Source organism: Paractinoplanes deccanensis (assembly GCF_016862115.1).
Taxonomy (GTDB): domain Bacteria; phylum Actinomycetota; class Actinomycetes; order Mycobacteriales; family Micromonosporaceae; genus Actinoplanes; species Actinoplanes deccanensis.
In genome coordinates, this window is record NZ_BOMI01000115.1 from 25930 (window position 1) to 50933 (window position 25004).

The following is a 25004-nucleotide window of genomic DNA, read 5'->3' on the forward strand; positions in this document are numbered from 1 at the left end:
GTCCTCCTCGGTCAGGCGCGACGGCGGCCGGTCGGCAAATCCTCGAACTTCACGACGCTGCAAGCTCGTCGTCGAACCGAGCCGCACGGTCGCGCCGGTTGGGACGTGTATGCGCAGCGGGCCGGCCTGCTCGCGGTTCGCCGCGTTGGAGACGGGTGCGTCGTTCCGCGTCCACACCTGGTGTTTGTATCCAGGAGGAGCGCGCCGCCGCGGCGCCGAAGCTGGTGGAACCCCTACCGAGCGTGTCCCCGGGCGCCGCGCTTCACCGGGCTGGGTGGGTGCGGCGGGCTCGGGGTGGCAGTTGCACGCCGCGAAGGGTGTGCAGGGCTGCCTGGGCCCGCGGGCGGCGGCGGTCCGGCCGAGGGCGCGGGTGCACTTGGAGGTCGATGGTCATCTTGGTCTGTGATGCCGTGGCGGGAGCCGGCCGCCGGTACAGCTCGTCGGCCTCGTCGAACGCGGGCGCGAAGTCCGTGGGGAACGCCTGCTGCGGCAGGGGAGCCGGCTCGAAAGGTGCGAAGGAAGGGTCCTTGGCGGTGAGGAAGGCGTAGGCGGCGAGCAGGTTGGCGAGCCCGAAGACCGCGGCCAGCAGGACGATCTCGGTGTGCCACATCAGCAGCGACACGAGCACGCCGGCGACGCCCGCGCCGAGGGCGGCGGTGGCTCCGGCGAGGCGGGCGAAACGGGTGGAGCTCCTGGCGAGGACGAAGGCGGCGGCCGTCGTCCCGGCGCCGCTCACGCAGGCGATGACCCAGGTGCCGACGTACGGCCAGAGGCGCTGCCAGGTGCCGGACTCGTCGGCGAAGACGAACATCAGGAACGGCACGCCGGCGACGGCCACCACCACGAACAGGGCGGCGTCGACGCTCACCGTGACCGCGGCCGCCATGACCGGATCGATCCGGCGGCGCGCCTCCGGCAGCTCGTTCACCTCGATGACGTCGACCATCACCCATGTCCCCTCGTCCGTTGATCAGGGACCGTAACGTATCGACGCCAACGGCGACGCCCGGCGATCAGACGCGCTGCCCCCACGCGCCCGAGTCGTGTGCCCCGGCGCTGCCCGGCTGGGCAGAGTCCACGCCGGCTGGCTCGGCAGGGCCGGGGTTGCCCGGCTGCGAGGGCTCGGGGCCGGCGGGGACGAGGCGCCACGCCAGGGCGCCGGCCACGACCAGGAGGGCCGCGGCCACCAGGGACGTCGCCTCCATGGCGTGGGCGAAGGCCGAGCGGGCGCCGTCGAGCAGGGTGTTGCCGTGCAGGGCCTGGGTTGCGGTGGCCAGCGACTCGGTGACGGCGTTCCGGACGTTGGTGGGCAGGGTGGACAGGTCGGGAAGCGATGCGCGGTAGAGGACCGTGTGCAGCGTTCCCAGCAGGGCGATGCCGGTGGCCACGCCTAGCTCGTACGCCATCTCGGAGACCGCCGAAGCGGAACCCGCGCGCTGGGGCGGGACCGAGGCGAGGACCGCGTCCGTCGCGGCGGTGAACGCGACGCCCACGCCGAGGCCGATGACGACCAGGCCGACGGCGAGCACGGTGTAACCGGACGCGCCTTCGCCGGCGGTCAGGACCGCGAAACCCGCGGCGGTGACGAGCAGGGAGAGGCCGAGGGCGCGGCCGACGCCGAGCCGGTTCATCACGCGGACGGCGATGAGGACCACGGCGATCGAGGCCAAAGTCAACGGGAGTTCGCGCAAGCCCGCCTGGAGCGGCGAGTAGCCGCGGACCAGCTGGAGGTACTGCGAGAAGAAGAACAGCAGGCCGCTGAAGGCGAAGATCGCGATGACGCTGGCGGCGACCGTGCCGCTGAACGCGGGGCGGGCGAAGAGGGTGACGTCGATCAGCGGGGTGGTGAGGCGGCGCTGGCGGCGCACGAACCAGGTGCCGGCGGCGAGGCCGAGGAGCGCGGCGGTAAGTGAAGCGGTGTTCGCGCCGGAGTGGGCCGCGTGCTTGATCGCCCAGACCAGCGGCACGATCGCGGCGACCGACAGCAGGGCGCTCACCGGGTCGAAGCGGCCGGGCGCGGGGTCGCGCGACTCGGGCACGAGCGCGGCCACGGCGAGCAGCACCAGCAGCATGATCGGCACGTTGATGACGAAGACCGAGCCCCACCAGAAGTGCTCCAGCAGGACGCCGCCGACAAGCGGGCCGAGCGCCGCGCCGCCCGAGGCGCCGGCGGACCAGATCGCGATGGCGCGGGTGCGCGGGCGCGGCTCGGGGAAGATGTTGCGCACCAGCGACAGCGTCGACGGCATGAGCGTCGCCCCGGCCACGCCGAGCAGGGCGCGGGCCGCGATGAGCCAGCCGGCGCTGGGCGCGAAGGCCGCCAGCAGCGACGCGGCGCCGAAGCCGGTCACGCCGAGCAGCAGCAGCCGCTTTCGGCCGATGCGGTCGGCCAGGGTGCCCATGCTGATGAGCAGCCCGGCCAGCGCGAACGAGTAGACGTCGCCGATCCACAGCAGCTGGTTGCTGGTCGGCGACAGGTCGGCGGTGAGCGCGGGCACCGCCAGCGCGAGAACCGTGCCGTCCACCGCCAGCAGCGTCACCGCCAGCGTCAGGGCGGCGAGCGCGCCCCAGCGGCGTCCGTTCGTCATCATGGCCTCGACGATAGCCGACCATCCGGTCGGTAGTACAGACCAAATGGTCGGCTACTAATGTGATCCGTATGCCACCGAAGGACCGTGACACCGGCGCGCCGCCGAGGGGACGTGACGCCGGCGTGCCGCCGAGGGGACGGGATGCCGGCGTGCCGCCGAAGGACCGCGACGCCGGGGCGCCGCCGAGGGGACGGGATGCCGGCGTCCCGCCGAAGGACCGCGACGCCGGCGCGCCGCTGAAAGGGCGGGATACCGCCCGCACCCGGCGAGCGGTGCTCGACGCCGCCGCGCGCACCGTGGCGCGGCAGGGCGCCGGCGTGAGCCTCGACGTCATCGCGCGGGAGGCCGGGGTGTCCAAGAGCGGGCTGCTGCACCACTTCCGCAGCCGCGACGAGCTCCTGCGCGCGCTCACCCAGGACCAGGTCGACAGGTTCGTGGCGGACGTGCGGGCGGCCGTCGACCCGGCCGATCACGCGCCGGGGCGGCTCGTCCGGGCGTACGTGAAAGTGATCTTCGAAGATCTGGACGACGAGGCGGTGGTCTCGGAGCACCTGCTGCTGGCCGCCGCCCTGTCGACCGTGCCCGGGGTCGCCGGGATCCTTCAGGAGGACGCACGGCAGTGGGAATCGGCGTTCACCGCCGACGGCCTTCACCCCGACCGGGTGCTGCTGATCACGAAGGCCGCCGACGGTGCCTCGCTGGCGACTCTCTACGAGGGAGGCAGCAATCCCGCGGCTCTGGAGCGCACCCGCGACCTCCTGCTCTCGCTGAGCCGGGGCGAAGGCCCGTTCACCTGACGATGAGGTCGGTCAACGTGAACGACCCTTCGCGCGCCGGCAGCACGGGCTGCCAGTCCGGCTCCAGGCTCAGGTAGCTCGCCGGGTCGGCGCGCAGCAGACCGATGAGCACCTCGGCGACGATGCGGCCGCCGACCGGGCCGAGGCGGTCGCCGCCGCCGAGCAGCTCGGACTCCTTGAGGATGTAGAACCACAGCGGCGTGCCGTGCGGCCAGCCGTCGAGCGCGGGCGGCTCCACGCCGAGCTCGCGCGCCACCGCCTCGCCGCTCGGCAGGCCCGTGCTCTCGCCGCGCAGCAGATCCCGTACGGCGAGAGAGTGGTAGGCCTCGGTGTCCACGGCGCCGGTCACCTGCACGGGCAGGCCGATGAGGCTGGACGCCAGCCGCCCGTCGAGTCGCTTCGCGCGCTGCGCGGGCGGGCGGCCGGGCACGTCGAAGATCTGTGCGAGGTCGATGCGCCGGCCGGCCCCGAGCGGCCCGAAGCCGACCAGGTCGGGAAAGAGCGGCACCTCCGGGCCGCCCTCGACCAGGCGGTAGGTGTGCCGGATCTGGCCGTGCCCGTAGCGGAACGCGGCGTCGGCGAACTCGAGCGGGATGTACCCGCGCCCCGGCTCGGGCGCGAACCAGCGGCCGCCGTTGGCGAGCACGTCGTCGACCATGGCGGCGCCGACCAGGCGGGGCAGGAAGTCGTGCACGACGATCCACTGGTAGTGCCACGTGAGCGTGATGCGCGAACGCTCGTAAACATCGGTCTCGGGGGCGCCGCCGTCGCGGAGCCGGTCGACGATGCGGTTGTGCGCGTGCAGCAGCGCCACGTGCAGGGTCAGCGCGAACCGGTGGACGTCGTTGCGCGGATCGCCGATGAGCGCGACACCCTGGGAGTTGCGCGGCACGTCGCCGCCGTCGACGAGGAACTTCGCGGGGTCGTTCACATCGAAGAGGTACGGGGATCCGACCGGCCCGTCGGAGTACAGCATCTCCAGGTTGAGCTTGGGCGCGCGGGCGTTCTTCAGCGCCTCGGGGTCGACGCCGCCGGCCAGGGGAGAGCGGTCGGCTGTGATGTCGTGAGCGATCAGCTGGCCGAAGAACGGCCAGCCCGCGGCCTCGGTCGCGTCGTCGCCGCCGGCGTTCAGCCGGTCGAGCAGCGGCGCCGCGTCGCAGATGCCGCCGGTGTCGCCGGCGCGCATCAGCAGCTTCGGGTCGCCGCCGAGGGGCTCCAGGCCGGGGAACATGCGGCCGTAACGGGCCGCGCCGGTGGGCCGGTCCACGGCGCGGACGAGGCTGAGGCAGTGGTCGCGGGTGGGAAGGGTCATGCCCTGGTGACCGCGCGGCCGCCTATTTCGTGACGAGCGTGATGAGCGCCTCGACGTCGTCGTCGGCCATCGGCTCGCCGGTCATGCCCATGCGGTGCAGCAGGGTGCCGACGACCACGTCGATGATGAAGAGCACCTCCCGTTCCGGCAGGCCCAGGGCCTTTTCCACGGCGATCCGGTACGGGTCCTGGAGCTGGGCCGACAGGATCACCCGCAGCTCGGGGTCGTTGACCGCGTCGGTGAAGACACCGGCGAAGGCGGCACCGATGCCGGGCTCGCCGATCTTCGCCGCGATCCAGCGGATCGCCGTCGCCAGGATCTCGGTGCGGCTCGCCCCGGTCAGCGGCGCCGGCCCGAACGCGTCGACCAGGGCCGCCGTCAGCAGCGCTCCCTTGGACGGCCAGCGGCGATAGATCGTTGTCTTCGCGATGCCGGCCTCGGCGGCGATGCGGTCGACCGTGGCCCGGGCGTACCCGAGCTCGTGCACCGTCTTGAGGGTCGCGGCGAAGACTTCGGCGTCGATGCCGGAACGGGGTCTGGCCATGCCGCCACCCTAGCAGTTACGCTACTGCCAGTTTCGATACCGCTAGTATCGTTATGGAGGTGGCCCATGCTGGGCTTGCGCATCTTGGCCGCGGTGCGGAAGGAGCCGGACTGGACGGCGATGACGCCCGATCGGCTCGCGACCCTGCGCGACGCGGAGAACCGCCGGCGATCGTCGCCGCTGATCCGGGTCGTCACCGGCTTTCCCGCACGCGGCGTGCGGATCGGGTGGCGGGACGTCGCGCTGCCCGACCGCGTGGTGCGAACCCGCGTTTACCGTCCATCGGCAGAGGCTGATGCGGTACGGGGTGGTCGCCCGCTCGTTCTGCACGTGCACGGCGGCGGGTTCGTCGGCACCGCCGTACAGAGTGATTGGATCAACAGCCACATCGCCGCGAGGCTGCGGGCCCTCGTCGTGTCGGTCGAGCACCGGCTCCTGTCGTTCGACACCCCGCTGGCCGCGATGGTCGAGGACGGCTGGGACGTGCTGCGCCACGTGCTGACGTGGGACGAGGTCGATCCCGGGCGGGTCGCGGTCTTCGGGGAGAGCGCCGGCGGAACGGTGGCCGCGATGGCCGCCCTGCGCGCGGGCCCGGCGATCCGGGCGCAGGTGCTGGTCAACCCGTGCGTCGACGTGACGCCGTCGGCGCTCGGCTATCCGTCGATGAGGGAGCACGCCGACAGTCCCACCCTCACGCTGCCGCAGATGACGTTCTTCCTGCGCCTGGCCGTTCCGGAAGGCGCGGACCCGCGGGCCGTGTCGCCCCTGTACGCCGGGGACGCCGACGACCTGGCCCCGGCGCTCGTCGTGGTGCCGACGCTCGACCCGGTCGCCGATCAGGGATGGGCGTACGCACGGCGGCTGCGCGACGCGGGCGTGCCGGTGAACGTCGCTGAACATCCCGGGGCGCCGCACGCGTTCGTCAGCACCCCGGGCCTGGTGTCGCGGGCCAGGGTCGCCCGTGCCGAGATCATCGACTTTCTGCGGGCCCGCCTGGGCGCCCAGCGGCCGCAGGTACGAAGATCGGGAGCATGACCGAGCTGTCCGCCATCCACCAGAACCTCGTCGACACCGTGCCGGCCGGCGCGGGCGCCCGCATCGAGGACGAGACCGTCGCCTACGAGCACGACGGGCAAGCCCTCGAGGGGTACGCGGTGCACGACGCCGCCATCACCGACCGCAAGCCCGCGGTGATCGTCATCCACGACTGGTCGGGCCTGCGCGAGTATCCGAAGGCCCGCGCGCAGATGATCGCCCGCCTCGGTTACTTCGCGTTCGCCGCCGACGTCTACGGCGCCGGCGTCACCTTCGACAACGACGAGCAGTCGTCCGCCGAGGCCGGCAAGTACTACGCCGACCTGCCGCTGCTGCGCGCCCGGGTCCAGGCGGCGTACGACCTCGTCGCCCGCGACCCGCGCGTCGACCCGGACCGCATCGTGGTCATCGGCTACTGCTTCGGCGGCAGCGCGGCCCTGGAGTTCGCCCGATCCGGTGCCCCGCTCGCCGGCACGGTCTCCTTCCACGGCGGCCTGGTCACCCACGACCCGGCCGACGTGGCGGCCATCACCGGCCCGCTGCTCATCCTCACCGGCGCGGCCGACCCGGTCGTCCCCGACGAGGCGGTCGTCGCGTTCGCCGATGAGCTGCGCACCCGCGAGGACCTCGACTGGCAGATCACGCTCTACTCCGGCGCCCCGCACGCCTTCACGCTGCCCGGCATCCCGCTCTACCACGAGAAGGCCGACAAGCGCAGCTGGCGAGAGTTCGTGAACTTCCTCGACGAGGTCTTCTGACCGCAGGCCGGGCCGGGGGCTTCGTGAGCCCTCGGCCCGGGCGCCCTCACGCGACGAACGCCTTGGCCAAGTCGCGGGCCTGTTCGTGGGCGAGGCGGCGCCCGGTGGCCGCGTCGGCGGTGACCAGGTTGGGACGGAAGTGGACGGCGCGGACGTCGCCGACGCCGGCCCAGCGCAGCCAGTTTTCGAAGTAGGGCGCCTGGAAGTCGGCGCCGAACTCGGGCCCGCGCCCCGGCCCGTAGACGGCGCTGGTGTAGATGACCGCGGCCCGCTTGCCGCGCAGCAGCCCGGTGTAGCCCGCGTCCGGGTCGAAGCCGAACACCAGGCCCGGCTGGCTGATCACATCGATGAACTGCTTGAGGATGTACGGAATGCCGGCGTTCCACATGGGCACGCTGAACAGGTAGCGGTCGGCCGCGTCGAAGCGCCGGAACGTGGCGATCGCCGCCTCCCAGGCCTCGGCGGCCTTGCCCTGCGGCTGCTCACCGGCGAAGACGGCCATCTTGGCCGCCGCCGCGTCCGGCCCGAACGCCGGCAGCGTGCCGTCCCAGAGGTCGTACTCCTCGACGGCGGCGCGGTCGTCCAGCGAATCCCGGACCACCTCCAGGAACGTGCCGGCGAGCGCCAGCGACTCCGAGCGCGGCCCGCGGGGCGAGGCGGAGATGTGCAGGACCTTCATGGTGCCTCCAAACAGTCGTTAACTTCCGCATGCGCGCGCACGCACGTAAGGGGAAGCGTCGGCAGTGAGGTGGGTGTTGCTTATGCGCGCGCACGCACATAAGCGGAAGCGGTGGCAGTGCGTTGGGTGGATGAGGATGGGTGCTTATGCGCGCGCACGCACATAAGCGGAAGCAGTAGTGCGGTGGGCTGGGTGGATGGGGGTGCGCGGGCCCGCGCACCCGCGCACCCGCCGATGCCCGGGATGTGGCCGACCGCATCGCGCGGCAGGCGAGACGATGATGCGTGTGCACGCACATTTCTACGCCGATGCGTGCGCACGCACAAGAGGTGGCTATGGTGCGGTGATGAGCGACACCGATGCGGCCGCCTGGGCGGCTCTCCTGCGGGTGCATGCCGCCCTGGTCCCGCGCCTCGACAAGGAGCTTCAGGCGAGCTGCGGGTTGCCGTTGACCTGGTACGACGTGCTGCTGGAGCTGAACTCGGCGCCGGGGCGCAAGCTGAGCATGGGCGAGCTGGGGGAGGTGGCCGTGGTGAGCCGCACCCGGGCCAGCCGGGTGGTGGACAGTCTGGCCGACGCCGGCCTGGTGGTCCGCGAGACGAACCCCGACGACAAGCGTTCCGCCTACGCCACCATCACGGAGGAGGGGCGCCGGCGCCTGCGCGAGGCGGCCCCGGTCTACCTGGACGGCATCCACCGCCACTTCACGTCCCGCATGACCGCGAACGAGGCCCGCACCGTCGCGCGGGCCCTGGAGAAGGTCCTGGAGCCAGGCCCGCCACCGACGCGCGGTGAACGCTGACCGCAGGGAGACCGGCGCCGGCCCAATCGAGCGCCACCGCCCCGAGCGCCGGCCCACCTGAGCGCCGGCCCGAGCCAGGGCCGGCCAACCGCCGGCCCGAGTCGGCGTCAGCTCCAGGCCAGGCCCGCCCGGCGCGCCCAGTATTCGCCCGGTGGCTCCGCCAGCTCGGCGAAGGACTCCGCGTCCACCGGCATCGTCAGGGCGCGCAGGTTGGACTCGAGCTGGCCGGCCGTCGCCGCGCCCGAGAGCACCACGTTCGCCCACGGCTGGGCCAGGGCCGCGGCCAGGGCCACCGCGTCCGGGGCCTCGCCCAGGGAGCGGAGGGCGGCCAGGCGCCCGTTCGCCATGGCCTCCTTCACGATCACCAGGCAACCCGCGTCGTGGGCCTCCGCGAGCGCCGGGCCGGCCGAGGGCTCCAGCAGGTTCCATGTGGCCTGGACGCTGCGGAACAGCGGTTCGCCGTCGACCCGTACCGCCAGAGCCTCTCGGATCGCCGCCGCCTGGGACGGGCCGCTTGTCGAGAGGCCGACCACCACGCCCTGCGCCGCCAGGCCGGCGAGGCGGCGGTGCAGCACCCGGTCGGTCAGCGCGGGGCTCTCCGGCGTCACCGAGTGGATGTGGTAGATGTCGAGCCGGTCGCCGAGCAGGTCCTGCGTCTCGCCGATCTGGCGGTCGAACGTGGCGACGCCGTGGTCCTTCACCTCGTGCACCTCGGCGTCGACGCGCCACTCCGCCGTGTACGTGTAGCCCCATTTGCTGCCCACCACCGCGTCGTCGTGGGCGTGCTTGCGGAGCCAGTCGGCGAGAAACTGCTCGGCGCGGCCGTACGAGCGGGCCACGTCGAAGTAGCGCACCCCTCGGGCGTACGCGTCGTCGAGCAGCTCGAAGACCCGGGCGCGCAGCGCCTCCACCGTGCGCTCGGCCGGCAGGTCGGCGTCGCGGCCGAGGTTGATGTACCCGGGGCGGCCGACGGCGGCCAGCCCCAGGCCGATGCCGCGGACCGAGATCAACGGCTGGAGGCGGTACGGGCGGCGATCATCTGGGCGGCCGTCATGCGGTCGGCGGGCACCGAGGCGCTCGGGCGGCGGCCCGCGCGGCGGAAGCCGTCGTCCGTGCGGGGCGCGATCAGCTCGGCGCTCTCGATCTTTGTCGGGGCTCCGGCCTGCGGGGACGGCGTCGAGAGGTCGGGATACCGTGCCTCCCACGCTTGGCGTACGCGATCGGGAATGTGCAGGTGACGCCAGAGCCGGCGGAGCAGGCCCGGGTGCAACAGGTCGTTGATCTCGCAGCAGTCGGCGGCCTGGCAGAGCACGGTCTGGTAGGCCAGGCGCTGCTGGGCCGGGTTCTCCAGGTCGAAGATCCGGCGTGACTTGTGGCCGGCGGCCATGTGGTGCGGGAGCTCCAGCACCCCTACGCTGTGGCCGCGCAGGTCGTCGAGTCGTTCGGGGACGGAGGGTGCCCGATCCTGAGGGCCGCGCTGCCGGCGGCCGTCGCGGGCGGCGACGTACGGCATGGGCCCAGGCTAAGCCCGGGGACGCGCGCCGGGTACCCGCTCGGCCGGATCGGTTACGCGGGTGCCGAAAGTGACCGTGTTCCGCAAACGCCGTTTCACGCCGCCCGCCGCCCGGTTCCGCAGGCGGATGAACGGGTTCACCGGCGGCGGCTCGACCGGCCGGTCGAGTGACTCGGCGTGACCGAGCATGCCGACGATCGTGTCGATCGCCGCCTCCAGCACCTTTGTCTCCGGCAGCTGGTCCGGGGTCGGCCCGTCCGCCGGGATCGCCACCGGCCGCAGCTCCTCGAGATCGCCGGCGACCTGGCAGGGGTACGCGCGCAGCGTCTCGATCTGCTGCTCGGCGACCGCCATCACCCACGCCGCCCGGTCCGCCCCGATGCCGAAGCGCAGCGCGTTCGCCCGCTGCTTGAGGACCGCGTCGACCAGGTGTTTCTGCACGACCCGCTGGTACGGGACCCGGTGCGGGTACAGGTCGCCGAGGGCCTGGTTGACGCGGCGCAGGAGCTCGACCTCGGCCGCGCCGAGCGACACGTTCGCGGTCGGCGCGGCCACCGTGCAGAGCCCGTCCGGGATGCCGGTGACCCCGGCGAAGCGCTGCCAGAGCGTGTCGTGCGGGGCCCCGGCGGGCGGCACGGTGATGAGGTGGCGCTGCGTGGGCGGCACCAGGTCGCCCCACCGGCGCAGCATCCGGTCGGCCGTGTGCTCGTCCCAGAACGCCTGGTAGCGGCCGTGCTCGACGGCGGACAGGAAGTCCTCGAAGCGCCAGGTGCTGCGGCCGCGGATGCTCTGCTGCCACATCGACGGCAGCGTGCGCCACAGGTCGCGCCCGGCCACGATGATGTGCACCTCGGCGCCGCCCAGCGACGCGACCGCCCGCGCGGCCTGCTCGCTCGTGGCCGCGCCCAGCCCCTCGCTGCTGATCACCACGTCGCCGGGCCAGGCCACGGCCATCGCCGCGAGCCGGTCCCACGTCCAGCCGGAGTCCGGGTCGTGCCAGGCAACGCCGCGCAGGTCCGCCATCGCCTGGTCGTGCGCGTAGAGCGAGTGCGGCACCAGCACGCCGGCGCGGTCACGCAGGGTGTCCGCGTTGCCCCACAGGACGTTCTGGATGTAGGTGCTGCCGGTCTTGGGCGCACCGATGTGCAGGAAAACTCGCTGGGCCAATGCTGCCGCCTCCCCAGGTGTCACGCGCGCACCCGTCGGGGGTGGTCAAAGGAAGATGGCACCATCTGATCAAAGTCGACTGGGAAAGTCGTAAAACACTCCCAGGAGTTCGCCCAAGAGGCGTAATAGCCGCATCCCGGGGTGAAGTTCGCGCGTTCAGCTGACGGCCGGTGTCAACGCGGGTACGCGGCGCAGGTAGCCGGCGAGCACGCCGCCGATGCCGGCGAAGACCGAGGCGAGCGCGACGACGGCCGGCCACGAGCCCAGTGACCAGGCCGTGCCGGCGAGGCTGCCGAAGACCGACGAGCCCGCGTAGTACGCGAAGAGGTAGAGCGACGCGGCCTGCCCCGCCGGCACCCCGCCCGCGTGTGCGCGCACCGGCACCCAGCCGCTGGCCACGCCGTGCACGCAGAAGAACCCGGCGGTCATCACGGCCAGCCCCACGACCATCACCGGCAGGCTGTCGGGCAGGGTGAGCAGCAGGCCCGCGGCGGTCAGGACGCAGCCGAACGGCATGACGGCGCGCCGCCCGTACCGGTCGGCCAGCCGCCCCGAGACCGCCGAGCTGAGCGTGCCCACCGGGTAGACCAGGAAGACCGCGCCGGCCGCGCCCGCGCCGAGCAGGAACGGCGCGCTGGTGAGCCGGAAGCCCATCGCGTTGTAGACCGAGACGAACGCGCCCATCGAGCACGCCCCGATCGCGTACAGGCTGAGCAGGGCCGGATCGGTCAGCGCCCGCCGGGTCGTCGCCGCGCGCGGCCGGGGCACGAAGTTGCGCGAGGCCGGCAGCAGCAGCGCGACCACGATCGCGCAGGCCACCCCGACGAGCGCCACCACTGCCATGGCCCATCGCCAGCCGTACGCCTCCGCCACCCAGCCGGTGATCAGCCGCCCCGCCATGCCGCCGAGCGCGGTGCCGCCGATGTAGAGGCCCGCGGCGCGTGCGTGCGTGTCCGGGTGCAGTTCCTCCCGCAGGTAGGCGGTGGCGACCGCCGGCAGCCCGGCGAGCGTCACGCCCTGGAGCAGTCGCAGCCCCAACAGCACATGCCAGCCGGGTGCGAGCGCGCAGGCGAGCCCCACCGCGGCGGAGAGCGCCAGCGACAGGTGGATCAGGCGGGTGCGGCCCAGCCTCTCCGAGAGCGGCCCGGTGATCAACAGCGCCACGCCGAGGCCGATCGTGGCCAGCGACAGCGACCAGGCGCTCTGGGCGGGCGTCAGGCCGAACGCCGTCGCGAGGTCGGGCAGCAGCGCCTGGGTGCTGTAGAGCAGTGCGAACGTCGCCACGCCCGCGGCGAACAGGGCGAGGCAGATCCGGCGGTAGCCGGGCGTCCCGGCGCGGTGGGTGCTCACACGATCGACCTTTCGCCGGCGTACGGCATGCGTCCAATGCATGGAAACCATGGCCCTCATGCGCCGGACGTATGATCGGAGGAGTGCTGATCGAGGATCTCCGCGCGCTGCTGGCGCTGGGTGAGCATCGCCACGTCACCGAGGCCGCCGCCGCCCTGGGCACCACCCAGCCGACCCTCTCGCGGCTGCTGTCCCGGGTCGAGGCCGAGGTGGGGGCACGGCTGTTCGAGCGTGACGCCCGCGGCGTGCACCCGAACCCGCTTGGTGAGGTCACCCTGGCCGCCGCCCGCGACATCGTGGACCGGCACGACCGGCTGCGGCGCGACCTGGCCGGCCTGCTCGACCCGGAGTCGGGGACGGTCCGGCTCGCGTTCCTCGACTCGATGGCCACCTCGCTGGTGCCGCGCATTCTCCGGGACGTACGCCGGCGAGCGCCGCACATGCGCATCGAGCTGCGCCAGGAGCCGGGTCACGAGATGCTGCGCGACCTGGACGCCGGGGTCTCCGAGCTGGCGATGCTCTCGCCGCGCCCGTCCGGGCCGTACGGCTGGGTGGCCCTGCAGACGCAAAGCCTGGCCCTGATCGTGCCGCCGGGCCACCGCTGGGTCGCGCGCAGCCGGGCCGTGCCGCTCGCTGAGGTGGCGCGCGAGGACTTCGTGACGATCCCCTCGGGGTTCGGCTTCCGGCGGCTGGTCGACGACCTGTTCGCGGCGGCCGGCGTGACCCCGCGGATCGCGTTCGAGATCGGCGACCTGGCGACGATCGAGGGCCTGGTCGGCGCGGGCCTGGGCGTGGCGCTGGTGCCGGAGCAGTTCGTGGGCGCGTCCGGCACGGTCGGCCTCGCGCTCGCCGCGCCGGGCGCCGAACGGGTGGTCGGCCTGACCTGGCGAACCGACCGCCGGCTCGGCCCGGCGGCGGCGCGCTTCCGCGACTTCGTGGAACGGGCCGCGCCGTACGGGTTAACGAGTGGTTAACGCAGGGTGGCCACTCGTCGGGTACGGTTGTCCGGGTGACTTCAAGATCTTCCATGGGGGGCTACTGGCAACCCGCGTCGGACCAGGCCGACGACGTGCGGGTGCTGACCCGCAACGCCGACCTGGTGGAGCTCAAGCTCCTGGTGCCCGACGGCGGCCCCGTGCGCGGCCAGGCGCGGAAGGTCTATTTCCTCGACACCCCTGAGCTCGACCTCAAACACCACGGCATCGTCGTCCGCGTCCGCGAGCGCGCCGGCCGACCCGACGACGTGGTCGTCAAGCTGCGCCCGATGCACACCCGCACGGTCCCCGGCTGGCTCCGGCGGGCCCCCGGCTTCCACGTCGAGGTCGACGCGATGCCCGGCCGCTACGTGTGCTCGGGCGCGCTGAAGAGGCGGCTCGACAAGGGCAGCGTCGCGCGGGCGCTGGCCGAGGGCAAACCGCTGACAAGCCTGCTCTCCGCGCGGCAGCGCCGGCTGCTCGCCGCGTACGCCCCGCGCGAGCTCGGCGACCTGACCACGTTCGGCCCGGTGGAGGCCCGCAAGCGCCGGGTGAGGGTCCGCGACGTCACGCTGGCGGCCGAGCGCTGGGTCTACCCGGACGGCTCGGCGCTGCTCGAGCTCTCCACCAAGTGCCCGGTCGACGAGGCCGCGGCGGTGTCGGCGCGGGTCTCGCGCGCGCTGCGCAAGGACGGCATCGAGCCGGCCGAGATCCAGCACACCAAGACCGAGCTGGCCCTGGCGGGAGCCGCGGCGGGCACGTCGGCGGCCTGAGCGGCGGCCGCTCAGGCGACGCGGACGCCGGCCGGGATGGCGAGGCGCGAGACGACGCGCTGCACGGCGGCGCGCAGCATCGGGGCGCGCCGGGAGTGCACGGCCGCGTTGGGTGAGCCGGGGCCGTGGCGGCGCAGCATGTCGGCCATGCGCTCTTCGAAGTCCATGCTGCGCCCGTACGGGCCGACGGTCTGATCGGCATATGTCAGGCCGTCGCTGACCGGCGTGCTCTCCTGCGGGAACTCGGCGAGCGCCGCGCCGAGGCCCCGGACGTGCGCGACGCAGATCGCGCCCGAGTGGTGGGCGACCAGGCCGGCGATGCGCAGGGGCCAGGCCAGGTCGCGCAGGTGCCGGGCACCGTCGATCGGGTGGAAGCCGGTGTCGTGGAGCGCCTCGGCGTAGCCGATGTCGTGCAGCCAGGCCGCCGCCACCAGGACGTCGGCCTCGCCGGCCGGCACGGTCGCGCTGATCTGCCCGGCCCGCTCGGCGACCCCGACGGTGTGCTGCCATCGCTCGGGCAGGTCCGTGAGCAGCCGTTCGGCGAGATCGCGGGCGTCGGCGACGAGCGGGCGGATCATGCAACAAACGTAAACCCGCCAAGGTGAACATCGGATGACGAGCGGGCGTACGTTGGGTGCGCTACGCGCTCGGCTCCTCCCGGTCGCGGCGGAAGACCGTCAGGGCCGCCGGGCCGGCCGTGTCGACCGTGGTGAAGCGGAAACCCGCCGGCGTTCCCCCGTCGAAGAGGCGGTCACCCCGGCCGAGCACCTCCGGAATCGTGATCAGGCGGTACTCGTCGACCAGGTCCGCGGCGGACAGGGCGCGCACCAGGCTCAGGCTGCCGATGACCACGATGTCCCGCGGCTCGCTCCTGACCCACGTGAGCGGATCGGTGTCCAGGGCCGCCGAGTTCGGCCACGCGGCTACAGCTGAACGCCCTGCTCCATCACCTCGCCCAGGCGGAACTTGTCGTCGCCCACGGGGCCCGGGCCGTGGCGGAACGCCCAGCCGCCGTGGTCGGTGCCCCAGCGGCCGTCGGGGTCGGAGACCACGCCGTCGAGGGTGCTGAACTGGATGACGTGGCTGCACCGCATCGCCACCAACGTCTGCCTGACCGCGCTGGAGGGCCGCGCGCGACGGCCCCTGCCGAGCGGCCTGGGAGCCGCCGGTGACCCGGCCGGCGCCGTCCAGCAGCGCGCCGCGCTCCGGCTCGCCTTCGTCGCCGCCCTCCAGCTGCTTCCCGCGCGGCAGCGGGCCGCCCTGGTGCTGCGCGAGGTGCTCCAGCTGACGGCCGCCGAGGTGGCCGAGGCGCTGGACAGCAGCGTCGCCTCCGTCAACAGCAGCCTGCAACGGGCCCGGGCGGCGCTGGCGGCCGCCGGCCCGGTCCTCGACGAGGTGCGGGAGCCGGCCGATCCGGGCGAGCGGGCGGCCGTCGAGCGCTACGCCGCGGCGTTCGAGGCGGCCGACGTGCCCGCGCTGACCCGGTTGCTCGCCGACGACGTCGCGCATTCGCTTCAGGTCTTCGCCGTGCGGGCCGGTCTCGTCCGGCGCTGCGTCACGTTCGCCGACCCGGGCCTGTTCCCGGCGTTCGGCCTCCCGCCGCGGCTGTCCTGACGGTAATCGGGTTGCCGATTTCGCTCGGCCGGGCAGACTCGGATCACGTGACACAGGTATCCATCGAGGAACATCCGGTGCCCGGCGGTCCCTACGCGCTCGCGGCCGGCCCCGGCAACGGGCTCTGGTTCACGCTGGTGGACAGCGGCCGCATCGGGCGGCTCGACCCGGCGGCGGCCTTCGAGGCCGGGCCGTCCGCCCGGCCGACGATCGTCACGGCCGGCCCGGACGGCGCGATGTGGTTCACCGCGTACGGCACCCATCGCATCGGGCGCGTCACCACGGCCGGCGAGGTGACCGATTTCGCGCTGCCCACCCCGGAGTGCGGCCCGTTCGGCATCGCGGCGGGACCGGACGGGGCGCTGTGGTTCACCGAGACCACCGCCGACCGGCTCGGCCGCATCACGACCGACGGCGAGGTGACCGAGTTCCCGCCGCTGGTCGCCGGCTCGTTCCCCTCCGCCGTCACGGCCGGCCCCGACGGCGCGATGTGGTTCACCCTCAACCAGGGCAACGCGATCGGCCGCATCGACCTCGACGGCACCACCAGCCTGCATCCGCTGCCGACCGAGGGCGCCGCGCCGGTGGGCATCACCGCCGGTCCGGACGGGGCCCTCTGGTTCGTCGAGATCGGCGCGGGCCAGATCGGCCGCATCACCCCCGACGGCGCCGTCACCGAGTTCCCGCTGCCGGACCGCGCCGGCCGCCCGCACGCCATCACCACCGGCCCGGACGGCCGCCTCTGGTTCACCGAGTGGGCCGGCAACCGCATCGGCGCCATCGCCCCGGACGGCACGATCGAGTCGTACGCCCTGCCGACGGCCCGCAGCGAGCCGCACGGCATCACGACCGGCCCGGACGGCGCGGTTTGGGCGGCCCTCGAGATCGGCGCCCTGGTCCGTGTCGAGGTGCGGCACGGGTACGCTGCGCGGGCATGAGGCCGAAGATCGACGCCGTGATGTGGCCGGACGGCCCGTGGCCGCAGCTGCGGCGCGAGTGGGAGCACGCCGAGCGCCTCGGCATCGGCCGCGGCTGGCTCTGGGACCATCTGGTGCTCGGCGGCCGGCCGGTCTGGCACGACGCGTACGCGATCCTCGCCGCCGCGGCCGCCTCGACGAGCACGATCGGCGTCGGCACCATGGTGACCGCGCCGAACTTCCGGCATCCCGTCACCACCGCCAAGGCGGCCCTCGCGCTCGACGAGGTGAGCGGCGGCCGTTTCGTGCTCGGGCTGGGCGCGGGCGGTGCCGGGGCCGACGCCGAGGCCCTGGGCACGCCACCGCTCACGCCGGCCGAGCGGGCACGGCGGTTCGCCGAGTTCACCGAGCACGTGCACACCCTGCTCACCCGGCCCGCGCCGACGCTGGAAGGGGAATGGTTCACCGCCCGGGCGGCGGAGCTCGGCGGCGGTCTTCCCCGCCGGCCGCCCCTCGCCGTCGCCGCCACCGGGCCGCGCGGCATCGCGCTCGCGGCCGAGCGCGCCGACTGGTTCGTCACGCAGGACATCGTCAGAACGGCCGCCACGCCGTACGCCGAGGTCGCCCGCCAGTTCGCGATGCTGCGTGAGGCGTGCTCGCGGACCGGCCGCGCGACACCGTCCAGTGTGGTCGTCCTGGGGTACGGCGGTGAGCGGCCGCTCGACTCGGTGGAGGCGCTGCACGACTGCGTAGGCCGCTATGCCGAGCTGGGCGCGACCCGCGTCGCGGTGCTGTGGCCGCGCGGCGACGAGGCGGCCCGGCAGCTCGCGGTGCTGGAGAAAGCCGAGTTTACGGCGTAGAAACCTCCGATACTTCTCGCGGTATCACGCCGTCCTTAGTTTCTTCTCAGCTTGAGTCTCGCGGGCCATTCCTCGTATTCGCCTCGCACGGTTCTCCGGCTCCATCGACGATTTCCATCTGTCTGGAGACCGCTATGTCAGGACTGTTCGCATGAGCGGAGAGATCCGCGTCACCGGAGTGCGCCGGGTCTACGACATCGGCGCGGGAAACTCCCTCGTCGCCCTCGACGACGTCGATCTCACCGTCGAGACCGGCACCTTCGTCAGCGTCATCGGGCCCAGCGGCTGCGGCAAGTCCACGCTGCTGCGGGCGGTCGCGGGCCTGGAGAAGCCGGACGCGGGCCACATCACGGTCGGCGGGCTCACGCCCCAGCGGGCCGCCGCCGACAAGATGCTCGGCCTGGTGCCGCAGACCCCGGCGCTGCTGCCGTGGCTGTCGGTCCTCAAGAACGTGTCGCTGCCCAAGAAGGTGAACCGCCGGAAGGGCCGCAGCACCGCCGACATGCCCGACCTGTTGCGCAAGGCCGGGCTGGGCGACGTCATGCACAAGCTGCCGTCGCAGATCTCGGGTGGCATGCAGCAGCGGGCCGCGATCGTGCGCGCGTTCGGGCTGCATCCCGACGTGCTGCTGATGGACGAGCCGTTCTCGGCGCTCGACGAGTTCACCCGCGAGGCCCTCCAGGAGCAGCTGCTCGACCTGTGGGACGAGCTCAAGGCGACCGTCCTGTTCATCACCCACTCGGTGAGCGAGGCCGTCCGGCTCTCCGACCGCATCGTCGTCATGGCGCCGCGGCCGGGCCGCATCACCGACGTCATCGACATCGATCTGCCCCGCCCGCGCGGGCAGGCACTGCTCAAGACCCCCGAGTTCCACGCGTACGAGGACCTCGTGCGCGACAGGTTGCGGGGCGCCTTCCACCACGCGAACGCGATCGCGTCATGACGGTGACCGAGCCGGAGGTGATTGCGGAGGCGCGCAAGCTGATCGCGCCGCCGCGCCCGGCGAGGAAAGTGAGCCTGTCGTTCCTGCACCCCGCGAAGTGGCTGCCGCTGGTGCTGATGCTCGCGGTGCTCGGCGCGCTGTGGCAGTGGGGCGCCGGCCGCATGCCGTACCTGTTGCCGCCGCTCGGCGACATCGGGCGGACGCTCACCGAGGACGCCGGCTACTACGTCGAGAACGCTCTGGTGACGCTGCGGGAGGCGCTGGGCGGGCTCGCGATCGGCACGGCGGTGGCCTTCGTGCTCGCGGTCGTCGTCAGCGAGTTCACGCTCGCCCGGCGGGCCATCATGCCGGTCGCGGTGATCCTCAACGTCACCCCGCTGGTGGCGATCGCGCCCGCGCTGGTGGTGGCCTTCGGCTTCGGCGCGGCGCCCAAGCTGATCGTGACCGGGCTGATCTGCTTCTTCCCGGTGCTGATCAACATGTCGATGGGCCTGCGCGCGGTGCCCGTGCCGGTGTTGCAGGTGTATCAGACCATGCACGCCTCGCGGCTCGAGACGCTCTGGTACATCCGGGTGCCCAGCGCGCTGCCGTACCTCTTCGCCGCCCTGCGCATCGTCTTCCCGCTCTCCGTCGTGGGCGCGGTGGTCGCGGAGCTCTCGGCCGCGGGTTCCTCCGCCGGCCTGGGTACGGCGATCAGCCTCGCCTCGTCGATGAACCGGCTCGCCGCCGTCTACGCCTCGATCGCCATCCTTGCCGTGCTGGGCGCGCTGCTGCTGCTCGTGGTCACCCTGCTGGAGCGCCGTCTCCTGCACTGGCACGAGACCCGCCAGGGCGCTTCCAAGTAAAGCGCCCTTCCTTCGAAGCGCCGGCGGATCGCTCCCCGGTGCCCTCACGAACACCCCTTTACTAGTAGCCCGCCCGATCTGGGAGGAATCAATGAGAATTCGCCATGTTGTGGCGGTCGTTGCGGCGGCCGCACTTCTGAGTACGGCCGCGGCCTGTGGATCGTCGGACGACGACGCGGCGCCCGCGGCCGCCGCGGGCACTGCCATCTCCGCGGACCGGTGCGCCGCGAACAAGGCGGCCGGGAAGATCACGTACCTGTCGGGCTACCAGTGGCAGGCGTCGGCGTCGATCCTCGAATACGCGGCCGCCGAGAAGCTCGGCTACTTCGACTCGCTCTGCCTCGACGTCGCGATGCAGCCGGGCACCGGCGACACCAGCCAGAACACCAAGCTGCTGGCCAGCGGCAAGGTCACGTTCAGCCCGGTGAGCCAGCAGGACGTGCTCTCCGCGAACGCCAACGGCATCAAGGTCACGGGCATCTCCTCGTACTCGAACGTGGGTCTCGAGGTCCTGATGACCAAGACCGACGTGACGGACCTGAAGCAGCTCGACGGCACCACGCTCGGGCAGAAGGGCGCGATGCCGGTCGGCGTGCAGGCGATGCTCGTGCAGGCGGGCGCCGACTTCGGCTCCATCAAGCAGGTGACGGTGGGCTACGACCCGTCCGTGCTGACCCGTGGCCAGGTCAAGTCGCTCACCGGGTTCATCTCCAACGAGCCCAACCAGCTCAAGGCCGCCGGCACGCCGGTGACGGTGTGGCGGCCGTACGACTACAAGGTCCCGGGCTCGCTGGGCGCGATGGCCGTCAACCCGGACTTCGCCGCGAAGAACCCGACCGCGGTGCAGGACTTCCTGCGCGCGGGCCTGCACGCCTTCGCCTACTGCGAGAGCAACGCCGAGGAGTGCGTGAAGGCGGCCGCGGACCTGACCGGCGCCGGCTACGACGAGAAGCAGAACCTCACGGTGTGGCAGACCGAGGACAAGGTCGTGCGCGACAGCCTCAAGGCGGGGACGCCGCTGGGCACCATCGACACCGCCAACGTCACCGCGCTCGCCGAGATGCTGAACACGTACACGAAGACCTCGATCTCCCCCGCGCAGGCGACGAGCGAATTCGACCCGTCGTTCCTCTCCGCCATCTACTCGGGTGACAAGCTCATCTGGCCGGCACCGTAACGCGAACGGGGATTCACATGGGTACCAAGGAATACGGCGTGTTCCTGCCGATCGGCAACGGCGGCTGGATGATCTCGTCCACCGCTCCGCACCCCGAGGCGACGTACGCCTACAACCGCCGGGTCGCGGTCGACGCCGAGCGGATCGGCCTCGACTTCATCATGTCGATGGCGAAGTGGAAGGGCTTCGGCGGCACCACCGACCACTGGGGACAGACGCTCGAGTCGATGACGATGATGTCGGCGCTCGCCGAGGCCACGTCCACGGTGAAGATCTGGGCGACCATGCACGCCAACATCCATCACCCCGCGATCGCGGCGAAGATGTTCACGACCCTCCAGGACGTCTCGGCGGGCCGCGCCGGCATGAACATCGTCAACGGCTCGTACGCCGCCGAGTTCGAGCAGATGGGCCTCTGGGACGCGGAGCTGTCGCACGCCGACCGCTACCGGATGACCGAGGAGTGGACGCAGGCCGTCACCCGGCTGTGGACCGAGGACGTCGTCACGATGAAGAGCGACTTCTTCACCCTCGACGCCTGCGAGTCGCGCCCGCACCCCGCGACGCGGCCCACCATCATCAGCGCCGGCCGCTCGGCCGCGGGCCGGGACTTCCAGGCCAGGTACGCCGACGGCGCGTTCCTGAGCGCCGACAACCTCGACCAGATGCGCGAGTTCTCGCGGTACGTCCACGACAAGGGCGCCGAGCACGGCCGCCAGGTGAAGACGTACTCGATGCTGACGGTCGTGCTCGACGAGACCGACGCCGCGGCCGAGGCGAAGGCGGCCCGCTACGGCGAGGGCCTCGACAGGGAGGCGCTGATCGGCATGCGCACGTCCTGGGGCATCCCGGCGGACACGGCCCGGGCGTGGGCCGAGGGCGCGACCGGCTCGGAGGCGTTCCAGACGCCGTACGTGACGGGCGGGCCGCAGAAGGTCCTCGAGCACATCCAGCAGATCACGAGCGAGGCGGAGCTGGACGGGCTGATGCTCATCTTCCCGGACTACCACGCGGACATGCTGCCGTTCGGCGAGGCCGTGCTGCCCGCCCTGCGCGCCGCGGACGGCACCGAGTGATGGCGGCGTCGCGCGAGGACCGGCCTGCGGAGCTGCGTGAGGGCCGGCCTGCGGAGCTGCGTGAGGGCCGGCCGGTGGCGCTGCACGAGGCTCAGCTGGCGGCTCTTCGAGGGATGGAGCCGGCGCTGATCGTCGTCGACGTTCAGCGGTCGTTCGCCGACCCGGAGATGATCGCGGACTACGAGCCGGATTTCGACGCGGTGGCGGCGGCCGTCAAGGCCACCGGCGCGCTCGTGAACGCGGCCCGGGCGGCCGGGGTCACGGTGGCCTGGGTGGAGCTGGGCAGCGACCCGGCGCAGCCGTGGCGGGCGAGTCAGTGGCTGCGCACCGGTGATCCCGCCGCCCCGTACGGCCCGGAGGAACCCTGTGTCGCCGGCACGCCGGGGGCGCAGTGGTACGGCACCGGCCCCGCCGACGGGGAGATCCGCGTGGTGAAGCGGGGTTACAGCGGCTTCCTGGGCACGGACCTGGAGGCGGCGCTGCGGGAGGCGGGCATCGGATGGGTCGCGGTCTGCGGGCTCACCACCGAGTGCTGTGTGGCGGCGACGGCCACGGACGCGTTCCAGCTCGGCTGGCCGGTGCTGCTGCCGGTCGACGCCGTGGCGGCGTACCAGAGAGAAGTTCATGAGAGTTCGCTCAGCGCGCTGGCGATGAACGTCGCGGTGCTCACCGGCGGCGACGAGCTCGCGGATCTGTGGGTGACGGCATGAGCGGCATGCATCTCGCCTTCGACCTGTCGTTCACGCACACCGAGGGACGCTGGGCGCGGCGCGGCTCGTGGGTGGGCCGCGACTTCCCGGACCCGCGGATGTACATGGAGCTGGCCCAGACCGCCGAGCGCGCCGGCATCGGCCTGCTCTTCTTCGGCGACGGCACCGGCATCCCCGACACGTGGCGCGGCTCGATCGACGCGGCCGTGGAGTGGGGCGTGCAGTGGCCCCGGCACGACATGAGCCCCATCATCGCGGCGATGTCGACGGTCACCTCGCACATCGGGTTCGGGCTGACGTACTCGTCGACGTTCATGCACCCGTTCTACGTGGCCCGGCTGCTGAACTCGCTCGACCACGTCACCGGCGGCCGGATCGCCTTCAACGTGGTCGCGTCGACCCGCGGGGCGGACGCGGCGAACTACGGCTTCGACCAGCTCATGGCGCACGACATGCGCTACGAGCGGATGGAGGAGTTCATCGACGTCTGTCAGGCGCTGTGGCAGTCGGTCGACCCGGACGCCATCGTCCGCGACCGGGAGACGGGCCGCTTCGCCGACCCGGCCAAGGTGCGGGCCATCCACCACCACGGGAAGTTCTTCGACGTTCGCGGCCCGCTGCCGAGCGTGCCGAGCCCGCAGGTCGCGCCGATGCTGGTGCAGGCCGGCAACTCGCCGCGGGGCATCGCCGCGTCGGCCCGCTTCGCCGACCTGGTCTTCGGCTTCGGCGGCAGCCTGCCGTCGCAGCGGCGGCACCGCACGATGCTGGACGCGGCGCTGCGCGAGCAGGGCCGCGACCCGGCCACGGTGGGCATCCTGTGGGCCACCCAGGTGATCGTCGGCCGGACGATGGACGAGGCGAGAGCACGCCGCGACGAGGTGCTCAGCTTCTGGAGCGAGGAGGCGGTCGGCGCGTTCCTGTCGCACAACGCCGGCATCGACTTCTCGAAGCTGCCGTCGTCGTTCCCGCTCGGCGAGCTGCGGCGCCAGGCCGCGCAGGCGCAGGCCACCCCCGGCGGCCTGATCGGCACGCTGCTGGCCGAGCACGGCGAGGACTACCAGATGAGCCGGACGGAGTTCTTCGAGCACGGCTGGAGCAGCGCCACCGGCATGGACCACACGGTCCTCGGCGACCCGCCCACCGTGGCGGACGCGCTGCAGGAGAACTTCGAGGCGACCGGATCGCGCGGCGGCTACATGCTGTCGAGCCCGCTGGCGATGCCGTCCGGCCTGGCCGACCTCGCCGAGCTCCTGGCGCCCGAGCTGCGCAGGCGCGGTGCGCTGGCGCCACGCTACGCGGGCCGAACCTTGCGAGAGAACCTTGCGGTCACCGGCGGCTGAGCAGACCGTGCTGGTCTGCGCGCTGATCGGCACGGCGCAGATGACGTGGGGCGTCACGGTGCCGATAATGCCGTTGTACTTGGACAGCTACGGCATGGCCGTCGGCCTGCTCGGACCGCTGGTGGCGGCCTTCGCCGTGGGGCGAATCGTCGCTAACATCCCGGCCGGGCTGGCGCTGCGCCGCCTCCCCGCCCGTGCCTACCTGCGGACGGTCCTGCTGGCGCTGGCGGCCGTGACGGCGCTGACCGGCCTGGCCACCTCGGCGCCCGCTCTGCTCGCTTTTCGCCTGGCGGCCGGCGTGCTCGGCGGCGCGGCCGTCACGGTGGGCTTCGCCCTGCTCGTGGCGGGCGCGCCGGCCGAGCGCCGGGGCGCGGCGATGGCCACGGCCACGGTCGTGCAGATGAGCACGGCCGGCGCGGGCGCGCTGCTCGGCGGCGCGGTGGTCGGGCTGGTCGGCCCGGCCTGGACGTTCGCGGTGGCGGCGCTGCCGGTGCTGGCGTGCCTGCTGTGGGACGCTGCCCGGCCGGCGGCGCGCTACTGGTCCTTCGGGACAACGGCCGATCGTGGGACACACCGGCCGCTGCCGGGGCGGCGATTCGGGGCGAGGCCGAGCTGGCTGCTCCTGGCCCTGTGCGCGGAGGCGTTCGCGACGTTCTTCGTGCGGTTCGCGGGGGAGCAGGGCCTCGTTCCGGTCCTGGCCTACGAGAGCGGCGGCCTGGAGCCGTTCACCCTGGGCCTCGCGACGGCGGCCGGCACGGTGGCGAGCCTCGTGGCCATGCCGTTCATCGCCAGGTGGGTCGATGCGGGCGCTCGGGTGGCTCTGTTGGTGCCGGCCGGCACCGCCGGGGCGGTGGCGTTCCTGTGCCTGCCGTTCCTGCACGTGCCGATGGGGTTCGCGGCCGCGATCGTCGCGTATTCGCTGGCGACCGGCGTCATCGGCGTGCTGCCGGGTGTCATCACCGGCGATGCCTACCCGCCCGCGGCGGCCGGGGGAGTCATCGGGTTCACCCGCACGGCGGGAGACCTCGGCGCCGCGCTGGGGCCGCTCGCGGTCTTCGCGGTTGCCGGGTTCGCGGGGTACGAGGCCGCCTGCGCCGTGCTCGCCACCCTCTTCGTGGTCGCGGCGGGCGGTCTGGTGGCGGCTCTGCTGCGCCACCGCTCCCTCGCCACCACCACGGCCGCCGCCTTGGCGGCCGCGCGGTGACAGGAAAGACGACATGGAAGGGG

The 25004-nt window shown here is 72.9% G+C and carries 28 protein-coding genes; 16 read left to right on the top strand and 12 right to left on the bottom strand.

Annotation, left to right across the window (positions count from 1 at the left end; translation table 11 throughout):
• Positions 1 to 262: 262 nt before the first annotated feature.
• Positions 263 to 946, bottom strand: coding sequence for a hypothetical protein (locus Ade02nite_RS29020; RefSeq protein WP_203770829.1), 684 nt, complete (start codon positions 944 to 946; stop codon positions 263 to 265).
• 67 nt (positions 947 to 1013) lie between these two features.
• On the bottom strand, positions 1014 to 2591 hold the full coding sequence (locus tag Ade02nite_RS29025) for an MFS transporter (protein WP_203770831.1): 1578 nt from the start codon (positions 2589 to 2591) through the stop codon (positions 1014 to 1016).
• Positions 2592 to 2659: 68 nt separating this feature from the next.
• On the opposite strand from Ade02nite_RS29025, the gene Ade02nite_RS29030 reads away from it, so the two are divergent.
• Positions 2660 to 3388: a TetR/AcrR family transcriptional regulator gene (locus Ade02nite_RS29030; protein ID WP_203770833.1), complete on the top strand. Its 729-nt coding sequence runs from the start codon at positions 2660 to 2662 to the stop codon at positions 3386 to 3388.
• Here Ade02nite_RS29030 and Ade02nite_RS29035 read toward each other — a convergent pair.
• A complete protein-coding gene (locus tag Ade02nite_RS29035) occupies positions 3381 to 4700 on the bottom strand; it encodes a peroxidase family protein (protein ID WP_203770835.1) in 1320 nt (439 codons plus the stop codon). The two genes, Ade02nite_RS29030 and Ade02nite_RS29035, sit on opposite strands and share 8 nt — an antisense overlap.
• Positions 4701 to 4722: 22 nt before the next feature.
• On the bottom strand, positions 4723 to 5244 hold the full coding sequence (locus Ade02nite_RS29040) for a TetR/AcrR family transcriptional regulator (protein WP_203770837.1): 522 nt from the start codon (positions 5242 to 5244) through the stop codon (positions 4723 to 4725).
• A gap of 66 nt (positions 5245 to 5310) precedes the next feature.
• Here Ade02nite_RS29040 and Ade02nite_RS29045 point away from each other — a divergent pair, with 66 nt between their 5' ends.
• Together Ade02nite_RS29045 and Ade02nite_RS29050 are read left to right on the top strand one after the other, a co-directional pair.
• Positions 5311 to 6279, top strand: coding sequence for an alpha/beta hydrolase (locus Ade02nite_RS29045; RefSeq protein ID WP_203770839.1), 969 nt, complete (start codon positions 5311 to 5313; stop codon positions 6277 to 6279).
• On the top strand, positions 6276 to 7037 hold the full coding sequence (locus Ade02nite_RS29050) for a dienelactone hydrolase family protein (protein ID WP_203770841.1): 762 nt from the start codon (positions 6276 to 6278) through the stop codon (positions 7035 to 7037). The genes Ade02nite_RS29045 and Ade02nite_RS29050 overlap by 4 nt, the downstream gene beginning before the upstream one ends.
• A 46-nt stretch (positions 7038 to 7083) precedes the next feature.
• On the opposite strand, the gene Ade02nite_RS29055 is transcribed toward Ade02nite_RS29050, so the two are convergent.
• Positions 7084 to 7716, bottom strand: coding sequence for an FMN-dependent NADH-azoreductase (locus Ade02nite_RS29055; protein ID WP_203770844.1), 633 nt, complete (start codon positions 7714 to 7716; stop codon positions 7084 to 7086).
• A gap of 346 nt (positions 7717 to 8062) precedes the next feature.
• Here Ade02nite_RS29055 and Ade02nite_RS29060 point away from each other — a divergent pair, with 346 nt between their 5' ends.
• Complete coding sequence (locus tag Ade02nite_RS29060) at positions 8063 to 8518, top strand: MarR family winged helix-turn-helix transcriptional regulator (protein ID WP_203770846.1); 456 nt, start codon at positions 8063 to 8065, stop codon at positions 8516 to 8518.
• A 107-nt stretch (positions 8519 to 8625) separates the two neighbouring features.
• Here the strand turns inward: Ade02nite_RS29060 and Ade02nite_RS29065 are convergent, their stop codons facing one another.
• The 4 genes from Ade02nite_RS29065 to Ade02nite_RS29080 form a co-directional block, all read right to left on the bottom strand.
• Positions 8626 to 9528, bottom strand: coding sequence for an aldo/keto reductase (locus Ade02nite_RS29065; protein WP_203770848.1), 903 nt, complete (start codon positions 9526 to 9528; stop codon positions 8626 to 8628).
• Entirely contained in the window at positions 9525 to 10031 is a 507-nt protein-coding gene (locus Ade02nite_RS29070) for a hypothetical protein (RefSeq protein WP_203770850.1), read from the bottom strand. The genes Ade02nite_RS29065 and Ade02nite_RS29070 overlap by 4 nt, the downstream gene beginning before the upstream one ends.
• Positions 10032 to 10040: 9 nt before the next feature.
• Positions 10041 to 11222, bottom strand: coding sequence for a hypothetical protein (locus tag Ade02nite_RS29075; protein ID WP_203770852.1), 1182 nt, complete (start codon positions 11220 to 11222; stop codon positions 10041 to 10043).
• 132 nt (positions 11223 to 11354) lie between these two features.
• Positions 11355 to 12548 (bottom strand): MFS transporter, encoded by a 1194-nt coding sequence (locus Ade02nite_RS29080; RefSeq protein WP_203770854.1) that lies wholly within the window; start codon positions 12546 to 12548, stop codon positions 11355 to 11357.
• Positions 12549 to 12631: 83 nt separating this feature from the next.
• Between Ade02nite_RS29080 and Ade02nite_RS29085 the strand changes: the two genes are divergently transcribed.
• Together Ade02nite_RS29085 and Ade02nite_RS29090 are read left to right on the top strand one after the other, a co-directional pair.
• Positions 12632 to 13522, top strand: coding sequence for a LysR family transcriptional regulator (locus Ade02nite_RS29085; protein WP_203770856.1), 891 nt, complete (start codon positions 12632 to 12634; stop codon positions 13520 to 13522).
• Between the two features lie 35 nt (positions 13523 to 13557).
• A complete protein-coding gene (locus tag Ade02nite_RS29090) occupies positions 13558 to 14295 on the top strand; it encodes a hypothetical protein (protein ID WP_239169142.1) in 738 nt (245 codons plus the stop codon).
• A gap of 11 nt (positions 14296 to 14306) precedes the next feature.
• Here the strand turns inward: Ade02nite_RS29090 and Ade02nite_RS29095 are convergent, their stop codons facing one another.
• The 3 genes from Ade02nite_RS29095 to Ade02nite_RS49670 form a co-directional block, all read right to left on the bottom strand.
• Positions 14307 to 14873 (bottom strand): HD domain-containing protein, encoded by a 567-nt coding sequence (locus Ade02nite_RS29095; RefSeq protein WP_203770858.1) that lies wholly within the window; start codon positions 14871 to 14873, stop codon positions 14307 to 14309.
• Between the two features lie 61 nt (positions 14874 to 14934).
• Positions 14935 to 15147 (bottom strand): dihydrofolate reductase family protein, encoded by a 213-nt coding sequence (locus Ade02nite_RS49665; RefSeq protein ID WP_239169143.1) that lies wholly within the window; start codon positions 15145 to 15147, stop codon positions 14935 to 14937.
• 71 nt (positions 15148 to 15218) lie between these two features.
• A complete protein-coding gene (locus Ade02nite_RS49670; RefSeq protein ID WP_239169144.1) occupies positions 15219 to 15389 on the bottom strand; it encodes a hypothetical protein in 171 nt (56 codons plus the stop codon).
• Here Ade02nite_RS49670 and Ade02nite_RS50395 point away from each other — a divergent pair.
• The 10 genes from Ade02nite_RS50395 (at position 15370) to Ade02nite_RS29150 (ending at position 24981) form a co-directional block, all read left to right on the top strand.
• Positions 15370 to 15909 (top strand): sigma factor-like helix-turn-helix DNA-binding protein, encoded by a 540-nt coding sequence (locus tag Ade02nite_RS50395; protein WP_203770860.1) that lies wholly within the window; start codon positions 15370 to 15372, stop codon positions 15907 to 15909. The genes Ade02nite_RS49670 and Ade02nite_RS50395 overlap by 20 nt on opposite strands.
• Positions 15910 to 15956: 47 nt before the next feature.
• Positions 15957 to 16847: a virginiamycin B lyase family protein gene (locus Ade02nite_RS29110; RefSeq protein WP_203770862.1), complete on the top strand. Its 891-nt coding sequence runs from the start codon at positions 15957 to 15959 to the stop codon at positions 16845 to 16847.
• Positions 16844 to 17686, top strand: coding sequence for an LLM class flavin-dependent oxidoreductase (locus Ade02nite_RS29115; protein WP_203770864.1), 843 nt, complete (start codon positions 16844 to 16846; stop codon positions 17684 to 17686). Before Ade02nite_RS29110 ends, Ade02nite_RS29115 begins: the two co-directional genes overlap by 4 nt.
• Before the next feature lie 151 nt (positions 17687 to 17837).
• Positions 17838 to 18629 (top strand): ABC transporter ATP-binding protein, encoded by a 792-nt coding sequence (locus Ade02nite_RS29120; RefSeq protein ID WP_203770866.1) that lies wholly within the window; start codon positions 17838 to 17840, stop codon positions 18627 to 18629.
• A complete protein-coding gene (locus Ade02nite_RS29125) occupies positions 18626 to 19474 on the top strand; it encodes an ABC transporter permease (RefSeq protein WP_239169145.1) in 849 nt (282 codons plus the stop codon). Before Ade02nite_RS29120 ends, Ade02nite_RS29125 begins: the two co-directional genes overlap by 4 nt.
• Positions 19475 to 19583: 109 nt before the next feature.
• Positions 19584 to 20651, top strand: a complete 1068-nt coding sequence (locus tag Ade02nite_RS29130; protein WP_239169146.1) for an ABC transporter substrate-binding protein — start codon at positions 19584 to 19586, stop codon at positions 20649 to 20651.
• Between the two features lie 17 nt (positions 20652 to 20668).
• Positions 20669 to 21727: an LLM class flavin-dependent oxidoreductase gene (locus Ade02nite_RS29135; protein WP_203770870.1), complete on the top strand. Its 1059-nt coding sequence runs from the start codon at positions 20669 to 20671 to the stop codon at positions 21725 to 21727.
• Positions 21727 to 22437 (top strand): cysteine hydrolase family protein, encoded by a 711-nt coding sequence (locus Ade02nite_RS29140; protein ID WP_239169147.1) that lies wholly within the window; start codon positions 21727 to 21729, stop codon positions 22435 to 22437. Before Ade02nite_RS29135 ends, Ade02nite_RS29140 begins: the two co-directional genes overlap by 1 nt.
• Positions 22434 to 23777 (top strand): NtaA/DmoA family FMN-dependent monooxygenase, encoded by a 1344-nt coding sequence (locus tag Ade02nite_RS29145; RefSeq protein WP_203770873.1) that lies wholly within the window; start codon positions 22434 to 22436, stop codon positions 23775 to 23777. The genes Ade02nite_RS29140 and Ade02nite_RS29145 overlap by 4 nt, the downstream gene beginning before the upstream one ends.
• 7 nt (positions 23778 to 23784) lie before the next feature.
• On the top strand, positions 23785 to 24981 hold the full coding sequence (locus Ade02nite_RS29150; protein ID WP_344298689.1) for an MFS transporter: 1197 nt from the start codon (positions 23785 to 23787) through the stop codon (positions 24979 to 24981).
• The last annotated feature ends 23 nt before the right edge of the window (positions 24982 to 25004 follow it).

Coding starts and splice junctions, on each gene's coding strand:
- Ade02nite_RS29145 (WP_203770873.1), top strand. CDS start 22,434: ATGAGCGGCATGCATCTCGCCTTCGACCTGTCGTTCACGCACACCGAG.
- Ade02nite_RS29050 (WP_203770841.1), top strand. CDS start 6,276: ATGACCGAGCTGTCCGCCATCCACCAGAACCTCGTCGACACCGTGCCG.
- Ade02nite_RS49670 (WP_239169144.1), bottom strand. CDS start 15,389: ATGCGGTGCAGCCACGTCATCCAGTTCAGCACCCTCGACGGCGTGGTC.
- Ade02nite_RS29055 (WP_203770844.1), bottom strand. CDS start 7,716: ATGAAGGTCCTGCACATCTCCGCCTCGCCCCGCGGGCCGCGCTCGGAG.
- Ade02nite_RS29115 (WP_203770864.1), top strand. CDS start 16,844: ATGAGGCCGAAGATCGACGCCGTGATGTGGCCGGACGGCCCGTGGCCG.
- Ade02nite_RS29095 (WP_203770858.1), bottom strand. CDS start 14,873: ATGATCCGCCCGCTCGTCGCCGACGCCCGCGATCTCGCCGAACGGCTG.
- Ade02nite_RS29020 (WP_203770829.1), bottom strand. CDS start 946: ATGGTCGACGTCATCGAGGTGAACGAGCTGCCGGAGGCGCGCCGCCGG.
- Ade02nite_RS29070 (WP_203770850.1), bottom strand. CDS start 10,031: ATGCCGTACGTCGCCGCCCGCGACGGCCGCCGGCAGCGCGGCCCTCAG.
- Ade02nite_RS29045 (WP_203770839.1), top strand. CDS start 5,311: ATGCTGGGCTTGCGCATCTTGGCCGCGGTGCGGAAGGAGCCGGACTGG.
- Ade02nite_RS29040 (WP_203770837.1), bottom strand. CDS start 5,244: ATGGCCAGACCCCGTTCCGGCATCGACGCCGAAGTCTTCGCCGCGACC.
- Ade02nite_RS29035 (WP_203770835.1), bottom strand. CDS start 4,700: ATGACCCTTCCCACCCGCGACCACTGCCTCAGCCTCGTCCGCGCCGTG.
- Ade02nite_RS29135 (WP_203770870.1), top strand. CDS start 20,669: ATGGGTACCAAGGAATACGGCGTGTTCCTGCCGATCGGCAACGGCGGC.
- Ade02nite_RS29125 (WP_239169145.1), top strand. CDS start 18,626: ATGACGGTGACCGAGCCGGAGGTGATTGCGGAGGCGCGCAAGCTGATC.
- Ade02nite_RS29030 (WP_203770833.1), top strand. CDS start 2,660: ATGCCACCGAAGGACCGTGACACCGGCGCGCCGCCGAGGGGACGTGAC.
- Ade02nite_RS29140 (WP_239169147.1), top strand. CDS start 21,727: ATGGCGGCGTCGCGCGAGGACCGGCCTGCGGAGCTGCGTGAGGGCCGG.
- Ade02nite_RS50395 (WP_203770860.1), top strand. CDS start 15,370: ATGACGTGGCTGCACCGCATCGCCACCAACGTCTGCCTGACCGCGCTG.
- Ade02nite_RS29060 (WP_203770846.1), top strand. CDS start 8,063: ATGAGCGACACCGATGCGGCCGCCTGGGCGGCTCTCCTGCGGGTGCAT.
- Ade02nite_RS29025 (WP_203770831.1), bottom strand. CDS start 2,591: ATGATGACGAACGGACGCCGCTGGGGCGCGCTCGCCGCCCTGACGCTG.
- Ade02nite_RS29120 (WP_203770866.1), top strand. CDS start 17,838: ATGAGCGGAGAGATCCGCGTCACCGGAGTGCGCCGGGTCTACGACATC.